Source organism: Nisaea sp. (assembly GCF_034670185.1).
GTDB lineage: Bacteria > Pseudomonadota > Alphaproteobacteria > Thalassobaculales > Thalassobaculaceae > Nisaea.
The window spans coordinates 495,480-507,952 of record NZ_JAXMNY010000001.1 but is presented as its reverse complement, the minus strand read 5'-3'; the positions used below and the strand labels follow the sequence as shown (position 1 = coordinate 507,952).

Annotated in this window: 12 protein-coding genes; 5 read left to right on the top strand and 7 right to left on the bottom strand. The window is 59.6% G+C overall.

Annotated features, from left to right (window positions below; all coding sequences use genetic code 11):
* Window positions 1-58: 58 nt before the first annotated feature.
* Window positions 59-1,222, bottom strand: a complete 1,164-nt coding sequence (locus tag VOI22_RS02355) for a phosphoserine transaminase (RefSeq protein ID WP_323794989.1) — start codon at window positions 1,220-1,222, stop codon at window positions 59-61.
* Window positions 1,223-1,854: 632 nt separating this feature from the next.
* On the opposite strand from VOI22_RS02355, the gene VOI22_RS02350 reads away from it, so the two are divergent.
* On the top strand, window positions 1,855-2,361 hold the full coding sequence (locus VOI22_RS02350; protein WP_028465534.1) for a hypothetical protein: 507 nt from the start codon (window positions 1,855-1,857) through the stop codon (window positions 2,359-2,361).
* A 200-nt stretch (window positions 2,362-2,561) separates the two neighbouring features.
* Here VOI22_RS02350 and VOI22_RS02345 read toward each other — a convergent pair whose 3' ends face one another.
* The 3 genes from VOI22_RS02345 to VOI22_RS02335 form a co-directional block, all read right to left on the bottom strand.
* The gene (locus VOI22_RS02345; RefSeq protein ID WP_323794988.1) at window positions 2,562-2,954 is read right to left on the bottom strand and encodes a hypothetical protein; all 393 of its coding nucleotides are present in this window, start codon (window positions 2,952-2,954) and stop codon (window positions 2,562-2,564) included.
* 121 nt (window positions 2,955-3,075) lie between these two features.
* Complete coding sequence (locus VOI22_RS02340; RefSeq protein ID WP_323794987.1) at window positions 3,076-3,759, bottom strand: hypothetical protein; 684 nt, start codon at window positions 3,757-3,759, stop codon at window positions 3,076-3,078.
* An 80-nt stretch (window positions 3,760-3,839) separates the two neighbouring features.
* Window positions 3,840-4,814 (bottom strand): glutathione S-transferase family protein, encoded by a 975-nt coding sequence (locus tag VOI22_RS02335; protein ID WP_323794986.1) that lies wholly within the window; start codon window positions 4,812-4,814, stop codon window positions 3,840-3,842.
* Between the two features lie 129 nt (window positions 4,815-4,943).
* Between VOI22_RS02335 and VOI22_RS02330 the strand changes: the two genes are divergently transcribed.
* Window positions 4,944-5,615 (top strand): Fe2+-dependent dioxygenase, encoded by a 672-nt coding sequence (locus VOI22_RS02330; protein ID WP_323794985.1) that lies wholly within the window; start codon window positions 4,944-4,946, stop codon window positions 5,613-5,615.
* Window positions 5,616-5,626: 11 nt separating this feature from the next.
* On the opposite strand, the gene VOI22_RS02325 is transcribed toward VOI22_RS02330, so the two are convergent.
* A complete protein-coding gene (locus VOI22_RS02325) occupies window positions 5,627-6,217 on the bottom strand; it encodes an NUDIX hydrolase (RefSeq protein WP_323794984.1) in 591 nt (196 codons plus the stop codon).
* 79 nt (window positions 6,218-6,296) lie between these two features.
* Window positions 6,297-8,153 (bottom strand): glucans biosynthesis glucosyltransferase MdoH, encoded by a 1,857-nt coding sequence (gene mdoH / locus VOI22_RS02320; RefSeq protein WP_323794983.1) that lies wholly within the window; start codon window positions 8,151-8,153, stop codon window positions 6,297-6,299.
* 311 nt (window positions 8,154-8,464) lie between these two features.
* Here mdoH and VOI22_RS02315 point away from each other — a divergent pair, with 311 nt between their 5' ends.
* Both VOI22_RS02315 and VOI22_RS02310 read left to right on the top strand, forming a co-directional pair.
* Window positions 8,465-9,667, top strand: a complete 1,203-nt coding sequence (locus VOI22_RS02315; protein ID WP_323794982.1) for an OpgC domain-containing protein — start codon at window positions 8,465-8,467, stop codon at window positions 9,665-9,667.
* Complete coding sequence (locus VOI22_RS02310; RefSeq protein ID WP_323794981.1) at window positions 9,664-10,536, top strand: alpha/beta hydrolase family protein; 873 nt, start codon at window positions 9,664-9,666, stop codon at window positions 10,534-10,536. The genes VOI22_RS02315 and VOI22_RS02310 overlap by 4 nt, the downstream gene beginning before the upstream one ends.
* 7 nt (window positions 10,537-10,543) lie before the next feature.
* Here the strand turns inward: VOI22_RS02310 and VOI22_RS02305 are convergent, their stop codons facing one another.
* Entirely contained in the window at window positions 10,544-10,747 is a 204-nt protein-coding gene (locus VOI22_RS02305) for a hypothetical protein (protein WP_323794980.1), read from the bottom strand.
* 158 nt (window positions 10,748-10,905) lie between these two features.
* Between VOI22_RS02305 and VOI22_RS02300 the strand changes: the two genes are divergently transcribed.
* Window positions 10,906-12,444, top strand: a complete 1,539-nt coding sequence (locus VOI22_RS02300; RefSeq protein ID WP_323794979.1) for a long-chain fatty acid--CoA ligase — start codon at window positions 10,906-10,908, stop codon at window positions 12,442-12,444.
* Window positions 12,445-12,473: the final 29 nt, after the last annotated feature.

The window sequence follows — 12,473 nt, the reverse complement described above, 5'->3', positions numbered from 1 at the left end:
ATTTATTCTGCAATCTCGGGAAAGACGCTCCCGGCCGGTTGCCGGGAGCATTTTTCGATCAGGCTGCCTGTGATTTGGCCTGCTTCACTTGGCCATAGGCCCAATCGAGCCATGGCAGCAGAGCTTCCATATCGGATGCCTCGACGGTCGCACCGCCCCAGAGCCGGAGACCGGCGGGCGCATCGCGATACCCGTTGATGTCGAAAGCAACGCCTTCGGCTTCGAGCAGTGAGTCGATCTGTTTCATGGCCGCCCGCTGATCATCCTCGGACAGACCGTCGAACCATGGGTCGGAGGCGGAAATACAGATGGAGGTGCTGGAGCGCACGGCCGGGTCGGCCGCGAGGAATCCTGCCCAGTCGCTTTTTTCGACCCAGGCAGAGACCGCCGCGAGGTTGGCTTCGGAGCGGGCGATCATACCCTTCAGGCCGCCGATCTGTTCCGCCCATTTCAGCGCGTCGAGAACGTCCTCGACCGCCAGCATGGAAGGCGTGTTGATGGTCTCTCCCTTGAAGATGCCCTCAATCAGCTTGCCGCCCTTGGTCAGGCGGAAAATCTTCGGCATCGGCCATGCCGGGGCATAGCTTTCCAGCCGCTCCACCGCCCGTGGGCTGAGGATAAGCATGCCGTGCGCACCCTCACCGCCCAGCACCTTCTGCCAGGAATAGGTGGTGACATCGAGTTTCTGCCACGGCAGATCCATGGCGAAGACGGCCGAGGTGGCATCGCAAAACGTCAGACCTTCGCGATCGTCCGCGATCCAGTCGCCGTTTGGTACCCGAACGCCGGACGTTGTACCGTTGAAAGTGAAAACAATGTCGCGCTTGGGATCGGTGGCGGAAAGGTCCGCGATCTGACCGTAATCGGCCTCAAGCACCCGGACATCCTCAAGCTTGAGTTGCTTGACCACATCCGTCACCCAGCCAGAACCGAAACTCTCCCATGCCAGCAAATCGACACCACGGGCGCCGAGCATGGACCACATGGCCATCTCGAAAGCGCCGGTATCGGACGCCGGCACGATGCCGATGCGATAATCGTCCGGCACGCCCAGCAAAGCGCGGGTGCGGTCGATGACTTCCTTGAGTTTGGATTTTCCGATCTTGGATCGGTGAGAACGCCCTAAAGCGGCGTCAGCAAGTGCAGCGGGGCCCCATCCGGGTCGCTTAGCGCAAGGTCCGGACGAGAACTGAGGCGCACACGGGGTTACCGTCGGCTTCATCGTATCATCCTTAACATGTAACCACTCGTTGGGGAGTGGCGGCCCGCCGCAGACGCTATGGATTTCGTGGGTGCTGTCAACAGGGGAAATTGTCGCCAGCTAATGTTGCAGCGCAAAATTTCCAACTCATCCTCGATCGATTATGGAAAAGACCATTCGGTTTTAGAAAGGATCGGAGGTGCGTCAATACGTCTCACGCCCCACTCATTACATTCAAAATTGGTTCAAATCACTTCAAATCGTTGCAAAATAATCACATCGCATATGGGAAACCGGCTCATTCCAAATCGAGATCAATTTAGCTTGATGAATGGGTTGCACCTCAGAAATTTGCAGCATATATTGTGCACTGCAATACGGACTGCCCAGCCGTATTGTTTACTTCTTGGGCGTTTCCTCCCTTAACTCGGGCCGCTGTAAAGCGGCCCTTTTTTCTTGCCTATAGGTCAGTTCTGACCGGCAGAAATCACCTGCCCAGGCACCAACACAGGCGCGACAAAATCAGCCCTGTCATTTTTATTCCTTATAATTCAGATAGATAAATACACCGCCCCGACGCTGATACGTTCTGGCCCGGCTCTTGCTCCTCTCGTTCGGACAATCAACGCAGCATCCGACAGCTGGAGCAAAAAATGGCAGACACCGATTTCCGTACCTGGCCGGCACACGGCTCTAATATCGAGCCTTCCGACAAGATCTGGATGAAACCCGCCGGACGGTTTAACCACGGGTTTTCGTCTGCCGACCAGGTTCACGGCGAAACGACGGCTGCGAACCAGAATATCGGGACGCCCGCCTTCTCGCTGGCCGATCATCTGCCGGAAGTCATCGTCGAGGCAGTCGCCGATTGGGCCACTCATCTCCAGCACCAGACCTGGCGCCTGCGCCGGCGTGCCCTGTCCCGCTTTGCCGAGGCCTTTGCCGACCAGTTCGTGGCACTTAATCCGGCCCTGAGCGATGAGGAATACGAAAGCCTGACCGATATCGGCTACACCTGCCTGCTCGAAAAGCTGGACAATGGACAGCCTATTGCCGATCTGGACCAGGCTCATTGCTACAAGCGCAGCGTCCATGACGAACACCGGTTTGCCGCCGACATCTTCATCGAGATCAATGTTCCGACGGCAACCATCCACTAATCCCCCGCGCCGTTCCGCAACGGCGCATCTCCCCAGCTAAGGGCCGCAATCGCGGCCCTTTTTTTGACCTGTTAGGTGTCTGACGGCCTCAGCCCCGATCACGCACCTGCCCCAAGGCAGGGCCCAATGCACCTGCTCAGCCAAAGATACGACATCAGGAGAATTTCCGGGTAAGCGGAGATAAATGCCGACGTCAGGCATCAATCGTCAGGCGTGCGGCTTTCTTCAAGCCAATGACAAGCCTCATCATGGCTCGAGAACACGTTCGTCGTCTGGCCATACCGGCTTCTGGAAACCGCGCGCCAGAGCTTGAGGAGCAGGAAATCGGCATCCTTGAAAACCAGGACGGCAATACGGACAGATCGCCGCTTCGGCGTCTGTTCCATATAGTCGAGGATGAGCTTCATATCCTCGACCGAGAGAGTCGACAGATCTGCCTCACGAAAATCCCATAGCGCATCCAGGCCGTCGGAATAGCCGTCGACCAGACGCATTTCTGCGATGGCTTCCACCATTGAAACGCCGGTTACGGCGCCACGGCAGATGCCCTCGACGAATTTCCCGTCAGGCCGTGTTCTGATTTTAAAGTGCATACTGAATTCGCGGCAAAATTATGCCCGCGGCATGAAAAGCCGCAGGCTTTTAGAAATTCAGACTCTCTTAATTTTTGCTACGCGTCGAGATGCTTTTGCGGCATCCGTTAAATGTGCCTGACTAACGGCGCTTCGACATGCCCGAGACAGAGATATCTCCAGCCTCGATCGCATCCCGCATGGCCTCGAAGCCCTGCGTCATTTCCTCGTACATTTCACGGTAGAACTTGAGCTCGGTAATTTCCGCTTCCTGCAGAAACCCCTGGCGCGGCGCACCCGCATCTAGCAGCTTGGCGAAGTAGCGGCCACGGGCCTTTGCGGCCATCTGGGCGATGCCTTCGAGTTCGCCTGACGCGACCTCCATGACCGTTTCCTGCGTCAGATGCCGGTTCTGCTCATTCCTGTAGCGATCCAGCTCGCGGGCATATTGCTGCGGATTGACCCGCATCGCGTTGTCTTTGCCGTGCAGCCAGGCTGCACTCTGTTTGACTGCCGCCGGCCGGGCCTGTTGGGCCTTCTGCGCCTGCTGAGCTGCCCGTTCGGCAGCAGCATTCGCATTGGCGGGGCGTGGTGTCCGTGCAGGAGCAGCAACGGCTGCGCCAGGCCGATCAGCCCGTTCTGCGCGAAGCGGCTGCTTCACCGCCGGAGCCGATTGCGGCGCCGCCTTGGCGGGAAGCCTGGGAGCAGTCGATTTAGCGTCCTGACCATCATCGGGATACGGATCCCAGTCGGCACCGGTGCCATTGCCCGAAAGATCCTTCAGGCGGGAACCCAGACCCGCTTTCAACGCCGATGTCAGGGACATGTGCTGCTCCTCTCATTCGTGGGCCGGTACTGCACCGGCATCTCGGTAAGAGATAAAGCAAAGAGCGTGCCGGTTTTCCGTCAGGCCGCCAGAAGGCGGGCACGATCATGTGGCAGATGGAAATCAAGCAACGGTCCCTTCGGCACAATGCCCTTGGGATTGAGGTTCTTATGACTGCCGAAATAATGTTGCTTGATATGCCGCATATTCACCGTTTCAGCCACATCACCGACCTGGAACAGATCCCGCAAATAATTGGAAATATTTGGAAAATCGGAAATCCGCTGACGGTTGCACTTGAAGTGCGTGAAATAGACCGCATCGAATCTGACAAGCGTTACAAACAGCCGCCAATCCGCCTCCGTGACCCGATTTCCGACGAGATACCGGCTCCGGCCAAGCCTTTCCTCGAGGTCATCCAGCCGGGCAAACAATGCATCATAGGCTTCCTCGTAGGCTTCCTGTGTCCCGGCAAATCCGTTCCGGTAGACCCCGTTATTGATGTCGGTATAGACGCCCTCGTTCACGGCATCGATTTCCGCACGAAGGTTCTCCGGATAAAGATCCAGCGCCGCATCCACATCCTCCAATCCATTAAAGGCGCTGTTGAACATGCGCAGGATCTCGGAGGATTCATTGGAAACGATCGTGCCTTCCTTCTTGTCCCAGAGCACCGGCACTGTGACGCGGCCCGTATAGGAAGGATCTGCCTTCACATAAACCTCGCGCAGGAACCGGGCACCGTTGACCGGGTCGTTAGTGCCATCCGGATCGTCACCGAAGAACCAGCCGTCATCGCCCATATGCGGATCGACCACGGAGATATCGATATGCGGCACCAGCCCCTTCAGGGATCGGGCGATGAGTGTGCGGTGCGCCCATGGGCAGGCATATGACACATAAAGGTGATATCGCCCGGACTCAGGAGCGAACCGGGCACCGGGCGCATCTTCGACAGCATTGCGAAAAGCCGAGTTCTGGCGCTGGAAGCGACCATTCTTCGTTTTCGCATCAGCATCGTCAGAATGCCATTCGCCGTCCACCAGCATGCCCATATCCGGTTCTCCCATGATTATTACTGTCTGACAGATCTGGCGACAGCGAGCGTCACATCAAGGCTCGTATTTGGAAACGGTCCTGTTACCATGCTGGCCAATTACCATGCGGGAAGGGAAATTGGGGCCATGGTTGCGGTCATACGCGGGCTATTGAACAAGGATCAGGTGAAAACCATCGCGGCGAAGCTGTTTTCGGCGCAATTCATCGATGGTAGCTCGAGCGGCGGACCGCTCGGCAAGGACATCAAGAAAAACACGCAAGTACCACCGAACAGCCCCCAGTATCGCGAAATGGCGGAACTGGTGATGGGCGCGATGAAAGCCAACGAGACGGTCGCCATCAAGGCCCTGCCCCGGCGCATCCTATCGCCGATCTTCGCCTCCTACACCACCGGCAACAAATATGGCGAGCATATCGACGCGGCGCTGATGGGCCCCTATCCAGGCATGCGCACGGATCTCTCGATTACCATATTTCTGAACAAGCCGGATGCCTATGAGGGCGGAGAGCTGGTTCTGAGCACCGATTTCGGCGATCAGGTCTACAAGGAGGAGCCCGGCGATGCGGTGCTCTACCCGACACATTATCTGCACCATGTAACCCCGGTGACATCCGGGCGGCGCCTCGCCATCATCACCTGGATGGAAAGCATGGTGCCCGACCCGCTGAAACGGGAAGTCATCAGCGACCTTGCGGAAACGCAAGCCATCCTCACCGGCTCAAATGTAGATAAAAAAGCCGTTCTAATGCTCGAGAAGGGCCGGCTCAACCTGCTGCGCATGTGGGCGCAGACCTGAACTCTTCCGGGTTATCCGGTGAAATGCAGTGCCAGCCCGGCCGGTAACATACCGCGCCGGGCGAGCGCATCGGCTTTCAGCAACATGGTCTGGGCAAATGCATCCACGATCTCGCCGTTGAGGGCCATTTCGACCGCCTCGCGCACCGGCAGGCGCCGCAACTCAAGCCGCTCACATGCTTCAGGTTGCGCCATCCCTTCTTCAAGGTCCCAGGCGATGAAACCGATTGCCTGCTCGTCCGTGATCGCGTTCGAGAGGTCCATGCGCAGGATTTCCTGCCAGCCTCCGGCTTTCAGGCCGGTTTCCTCAAGCAGTTCCCGTTCAGCAGAACCTTGCGGGTCTTCGAAGGAGCCACCGCCTTCCGGCAGCTCCCAACTGTAATAGTCACGCGGGAAACGCTGTTGGCCGACGAGCCAAGTCATGCCCTGGTGATCCACCGGCAGAATACCGACCGCCAACCCCTTCACCCGAACGACACAGTAGAGGCCCGGGTTGCCGTTCGGATCGATGACATCATGCTCGACAACGCGGATCCACGGATTGTCGTAAACATCCCGTGTCGCTACCACCTGCCAGACCGCCTGGTCCTGCTGTTCCGTCATTGCCGTCCGCTCCCCTATCAACGCGAGCGAACCCTATGCGAGCCCGGATGATAACAAAAGAGCGGGCATACCTATCCGGTCAGGCACGCTCCGGATCGGCCAGTGGGCGGACCGTCGGCGCGGCGCGCCGGATGAGTGCTGGCTCTGGCGCCCTAACCTGGGCTTCCCGCAGCACCTCCGGAACCAGTTTTTCCTCGGGAATAGCGCACAGTCCGCACAGACGGAACAAACGGCCAAGAGTCGGCATCGAGGTCACGACCGCGAACGGCACGGACACCAGCAGGCCGGCAATCACGGGCGCGGCCCACGGCAGGATATGCGGCGCGACCAGTGAAAGCACCGTAAGGAATGTGGCTCCAAGTGCCGTCTGCAGCCAGAGACCGCCCAGCGCTTCCCGCAACGTCACCCGCCTGTCGTCCCGTTCCTGCGCGTCCCATCGTATCCGCTTGCCGAAAAACAGGCCGAATACGAAGATGGTCTGCGCCAAAGCCACAACCGGCGACAGCAGCAGCGAGAAGACTGTCTCCAGCAAGGTTCCGGCGGCAACCCGCAGGCCACCGCCATAAGACAGGCGTCCGGCCCGGCGCAGCGCGATATCGAGGATGCCGAACAGTTTTGGCGCAAAGGTCATCCCCATGACGGCCGCAAACAGGGCCAGTCCGAAACCGGGCGCCGCCACGGCGGGAGCGGTCCCACCGCTGGAGGCCGCCGACAGGCACAGATCCGCCAGCCCCAGCCCCATGAAGGCGAACCAGAGCGGCGCGCCGGTATACATCATGATGGCAAGCAGCAATTGCAGCCGTCCCATCGGCCGGACGCCACGGATCAGAGAGGGATGCCGGAACAATTTGAGATATTGCATGTTGCCCTGGCACCAGCGCAGGTCGCGGGTCAGGAAATCCGGCAGTGTCGTCGGGTTTTCCTCATAGCTGCCATCTTCCAGCGGCAACACCCGGACCTCGTAGCCTCCACGGCGCATGAAGACCGCTTCGACCTGGTCGTGGCTCAGGATCTCCCCGCCGAGCGGACGCGTTCCGGGCAGAGCGGGAAGTGCGCAGTTTCGCCGAAATGCCTGGACCCGCAAGATGGCATTATGCCCCCAGTACGGTCCGTCCGGCCCCTGCCACCAGGCGCTGCCTGTCGTGTAGGAGCGCATTCCGTGACGCATGCCGAACTGGAACATGCGGGCGAAGGCACTGCTGGCAGGCATACCGGTCACCAAAGTCTGCAGGATGCCGAGCGCGGGGTTGTGCTGCATAAGCCGAACCAGGCGCAGGATCGCCGGGCCAGACATCACGCTGTCCGCATCCAGGACGATCATGAAGTCGAAACCATCGCCCCAGCGCGTGCAGAAATCCTCGATATTGCCGACCTTCTGACGACTGTTGTCCGTCCGGCGCCGGTAATGAAGCCGATCCGGGCGCTCGTTTCCGTCGCGCCATGCCTCGAACAGGCCTTGTTCGCGCAACGCGATGTCCGGATCGGTCGTGTCGCTCAAAAGGAAAACATCGAAGGTATCGGACAGCCCCGTCGCATCCAAACTGTCCGTCATGGCTTTCAGATTGCCGACGACCAGATCGGGGCTTTCGTTATGGACCGGCATGACGATCGCCGTCCGGCTGCTGATCGCGGACGTCTCGTCCTTCAAACCAGAAAGACCGGTCACAGAGCGGAGCCAGTCGCGCTTGAAATGCAGCAGGGAGAAACCGATCACCGCATTCCAGAAGCCGATCACCATCCACGGCGTATTCAGGGCGAAGACGACAATCATTGCGATTTCGATGCCGCGCAGGCCGTCTGCCGCGAACACATAAGTGAGCGCTGATACCAGAGCGAGAATAGTGCTCGAAACCAGACCAAAAAATAAGATACGCCGCGCGGTCACGCTGCGACTGGTGACCGAAAGACCTGCCCCCATGCGGTGTCCTGTATCCATAGCCCCTAGCCCCAACGGCCTGCTGCCACTCAACGCGACATCAACGACGGCCGTGCCGCTGCCCGCGCATTACCTCCCTGCTCTAATGGAGCAGGACATTGTCTTTTTTATGATCGCGGGAGAGAGAACATCGTTCTTTTGCCCGCCGCAACATTCCTGATAAATGGTCCGGAAGAAGCTCCACGTCAGCAAAACAAGCTTCACAAAACCGCGATACCAAATTGACTGGAGTTCCGCGGCATTCCACCTCTTATTAGCGTCGTGGCACGATGGTAACGGTATGCGGCTTTCGCTGCCGGTGGGTGGAGACAATGACAACACAACCGACCAAGACACGGCGGCAACGCGATCCGCGGCTCGATTTCTTTCGAGGAGTCGCGATGCTGATCATCTTCGTGGCCCACGTCCCACAGAATCACTGGTCGAACTTCATTCCGGCGCGGTTCGGCTTTTCCGATGCGGCCGAGATGTTCGTCTTCTGCTCCGGGTTCGCCGCTGCCATCGCTTTTGGCGGCACCTTCATCAAGGCCGGGTTCTGGCACGGAACCGGCCGCGTACTTTACCGGATATGGCAGCTTTACACTGCTCACATTCTGATCTTCCTGCTGATCGCCGGTCTCATGCTGGCCGGAAATGCGACCTTCGCCGAGCCGGACTATATCGGTCGCCTGAACCTGCATTTCTTCTTCAACGAGACGCCTAAAGCCCTGCTCGGCCTGCTGACACTGACCTATGTGCCGAACTATTTCGACATCATGCCGATGTATATGGGCGCGCTGCTGATGATCCCGGTCTTCATGGCGCTGGCACGGCTCGATCCACGGCTGGCCATTCTGTTCTCCATCAGCGTCTACTGCCTGAACTGGATCCATGACGGCGGCCTGCCGGCCCATCCGGATCACGCGCACATCGAATGGTTCTTCAATCCGTTCGGCTGGCAACTCGTGTTCTTCACCGGCTTCGCCATCTCGCGCGGCTGGCTCACCCCGCCGCCCTTCAACCGCACCCTGATGGCAGCCTGCACGATCTTTGTCGTGGCCGCCGCGCCGGTTTCCCACTGGTGGTTCTTCGTCGGCTATCAGGACAGCCTGCCGTTCCTCGCCGACTGGCGCGAGCTGACCTTGCCGTGGCGAGCCAAGACCGATTACGGCATCCTCCGCTTCATCCACTTCCTGGCGCTGGCCTATATCGTGGTCAACCTGGTGCGCGGCCGCGAACATCTGCTGCTGCACAAAGCCTTCCACCCGATCCGCACGGTCGGTCAGCAGGCACTGCCGGTCTTCCTGCTGAACATGTGGCTGGCTCAGCTCGGCGGCATGGTGCTGGACCAGCTCGGCCGCAGTCAGGCGACCTGGGCGCTGGTGAACCTCAGCGGTCTCGCCATCGTGGTGCTGTTCGCCTATCTGGTCACGGCGATCAAAAAGGAATGGTGGCGCGCGGCCATCGAGACCCGCGCCGCCGCGTCGTCGGAACGAAGCAGCCCGGCAAGCCCGGTCCTCTCCCCGGCAGAATGACGACCAGGCGCTATCTCATTCGGCCAACCGTCGCGCTTGCTGTCTTTCTTCTGACGGCAGCGAGCGCTGGCGCCGAGCTCAGGGAAAGCCTCTCTGTCGAGAGCCCGGCGCTCAACAGGGCAATGAAATACTCACTGTTCCTGCCTGAAAAACGAGGCGACTCCCTGCCTGTCCTCTATCTGCTGCACGGACTCGGCGGCCATGAACGCGACTGGCAGACCCTCGGTCACATTGAACAAACGGCAACGCGCCTGATCCGGCAGAACGCCATCCCGCCCATGGCCATCGTCATGCCGGATGGTGCGAACAGCTGGTATGTGAATTCGGAAAAGCACGGTCATTATGAAGATGCCCTGCTGAAGGACCTCATACCGGAAACCGAACGGATCCACGGAATTGGCGGCGACCGGTCACGGCGAGGCATTGCCGGCCTCTCGATGGGAGGATATGGGGCTTTCAGGCTGGCATTCCGGCATCCGTCCCACTTCACAATGACGGCCGGCCTGAGTGCTGCAATCTTTCCTGACCTGAAAAGCGCAGAGGACGTTTCCCGTCAACAGATCGGGTTTTTCAAGGGGACGTTCGGGGAGCCATTCGATATTGCCGTATTTAACCGACAGAATTTCTTTTCGGATATCCCGTCACTGAAAGCGGTCAGCGAACGTCCGGCGATCTGGATCACGGTCGGAGACGATGACGGTTTTCGTCTCTATGAAGGAAATACGGCGCTTTATCTGGCGCTCAAGCAGGCCGACATCCCGGTCGAGTTCCGGATGACAGACGGCAATCACACCTGGCGCCTCTGGCGTTCCGAGATCGAAAACGTTCTGCGCTATTACGGACGCATCCTGACCGCCGGGGCCAAGTAATTCGGGCTCAGTTGACGTTTACCAGATCCAGCTCAATCAGCTCGTCGTCGTCGGTCAACGACCAGTCGCCGCCCATGACCTCGACCATCTCACTGCCATCGTTGAACAGGAAGGCTCCATCGAAAGCATCGTCGCTGGTGCTTAAACCGTAATCGTCTGCATGTTTCGGAATGTAACGCATCATTTCCTCCTGCTTTTGGCCGCTGGCCATACGCTTCACTCACTCCCGAACTCATAATTCAGTCTCAGCAATTGCTGTGCCAGTTTGAGCCTAATTTTAGTGGTGATAACGCGCGGCGCACTGGTCAGCCGACGGGACCTGCTGCTAGATTTCCCGCGGCCGACGCTAGATCGGCGGGGAGGAACAGGATGAATCAGGCAGCTTTACTGGCGCAGGTCGCGCGAATCCATGGTGATCGGCCGGCGATTTCCTACGGGCAGCGGGTCTGCCGGACCTACGCCGAGCTGGGAGACCGGGTGGCCCGGCTTGCCGCGGCCCTGCGGGGCGAGCTCGACCTGATGCCGGGCGACCGGGTCGCGCTGGCAATGAAGAACGATCCGCTCTATCTGGAAATCCTCTATGCCGTCTGGCATGCCGGGCTCGCCGCTGTGCCGATAAATGCCAAGCTGCACCCGAAGGAATTCGCCTTCATCCTCTATAACAGCGGCGCCAAGGCCTGTTTCGCCTCCCCCGATCTCGCAGGCACTCTTGCCGACGCAAAGGCGGAGGCTCCCGACCTCGAACACCTGATCTCCATCGATGATCCTGATTTCGAGGACCTGTTCGCAGGGCCGCCGATGCCGGCGGCGATTGTCGACCCGGACGCGCTATGCTGGCTGTTCTACACCTCCGGCACCACCGGTCGGCCGAAAGGCGCGATGATCACCCATCGCAGCCTGATGTTCGCCACCACGAACTATCTTGCCGACGTAGACCAGATCAGCGAGTTGGACTGCATGATCCACGCGGCGCCGATGAGCCACGGCTCCGGCCTCTACGCGATGCCGCATGTGGCGCGCGGCGCGAACAACGTGGTGCCGCAGAGTGGCGGCTACGATGTCGAGGAATGCCTGGAGCTGATCCGGCACTGGCCCGGCGTCAGCTTCTTCTTCGCGCCGACCATGGTCAGCCGCCTGCTGAACCATCCGGGCACGCCCACCGCCGACCTCGCGAACCTTAAGACCGTCGTCTATGGCGGCGGGCCGATGTACCTGGAGGATACGCTGAAGGCGCTGGAGATTCTTGGCCCGAAGCTGACGCAGATCTATGGCCTCGGCGAAGCGCCGATGACCATCACCGGCCTGCCGAAATCCGCCTATCTCGACAAGGATCACCCGCGCTATCTCGCCCGCCTCGCTTCCGCTGGCTATGCCCGCACCGGCGTCGAGGTCAGGGTGGTGGATGCGGACGGCAAGGATGTCCCCTATGGCGAGACCGGCGAGATCATCTGCCGGGGCGACATTCTCATGGCCGGCTACTGGCTGAACCCGGACGCGACGGCCAGCACCCTGCGGGACGGCTGGCTCTGGACCGGCGATCTCGGCGCCATGGACTCGGACGGCTATGTCACCCTGAAAGACCGCTCCAAGGACATGATCATCTCAGGCGGCACCAATATCTATCCGCGCGAAATCGAGGAAGTGCTGCTGCGTCATCCGGATGTCTATGAATGCGCGGTCGTCGGCCGCCCGCATGCGGACTGGGGCGAGGAAGTGGTGGCCTTTGTCGTGCCGCAGCCGGACCGGGAGATCGACACGACCGAGCTGGACAAGCTTTGCCTCGACAATATCGCCCGCTTCAAGCGACCGAAGGAGTACCGGCTGGTCACGGCCCTGACGAAGAACAATTACGGCAAAATCCTGAAGACGGAGCTTCGCGACTTGCTGGCGGCGGAAGCGGAGGGCTAAGCTGCCTTCTCCTTTCGCGACCTTCTTTC

Excerpts from the sequence above, each read along its gene's own strand:
- mdoH (WP_323794983.1), bottom strand. The coding sequence starts at position 8,153 with ATGGATACAGGACACCGCATGGGGGCAGGTCTTTCGGTCACCAGTCGC.
- VOI22_RS02310 (WP_323794981.1), top strand. The coding sequence starts at position 9,664 with ATGACGACCAGGCGCTATCTCATTCGGCCAACCGTCGCGCTTGCTGTC.
- VOI22_RS02300 (WP_323794979.1), top strand. The coding sequence starts at position 10,906 with ATGAATCAGGCAGCTTTACTGGCGCAGGTCGCGCGAATCCATGGTGAT.
- VOI22_RS02305 (WP_323794980.1), bottom strand. The coding sequence starts at position 10,747 with ATGGCCAGCGGCCAAAAGCAGGAGGAAATGATGCGTTACATTCCGAAA.
- VOI22_RS02335 (WP_323794986.1), bottom strand. The coding sequence starts at position 4,814 with ATGGGCATGCTGGTGGACGGCGAATGGCATTCTGACGATGCTGATGCG.
- VOI22_RS02315 (WP_323794982.1), top strand. The coding sequence starts at position 8,465 with ATGACAACACAACCGACCAAGACACGGCGGCAACGCGATCCGCGGCTC.
- VOI22_RS02330 (WP_323794985.1), top strand. The coding sequence starts at position 4,944 with ATGGTTGCGGTCATACGCGGGCTATTGAACAAGGATCAGGTGAAAACC.
- VOI22_RS02355 (WP_323794989.1), bottom strand. The coding sequence starts at position 1,222 with ATGAAGCCGACGGTAACCCCGTGTGCGCCTCAGTTCTCGTCCGGACCT.
- VOI22_RS02325 (WP_323794984.1), bottom strand. The coding sequence starts at position 6,217 with ATGACGGAACAGCAGGACCAGGCGGTCTGGCAGGTGGTAGCGACACGG.
- VOI22_RS02340 (WP_323794987.1), bottom strand. The coding sequence starts at position 3,759 with ATGTCCCTGACATCGGCGTTGAAAGCGGGTCTGGGTTCCCGCCTGAAG.
- VOI22_RS02350 (WP_028465534.1), top strand. The coding sequence starts at position 1,855 with ATGGCAGACACCGATTTCCGTACCTGGCCGGCACACGGCTCTAATATC.
- VOI22_RS02345 (WP_323794988.1), bottom strand. The coding sequence starts at position 2,954 with ATGCACTTTAAAATCAGAACACGGCCTGACGGGAAATTCGTCGAGGGC.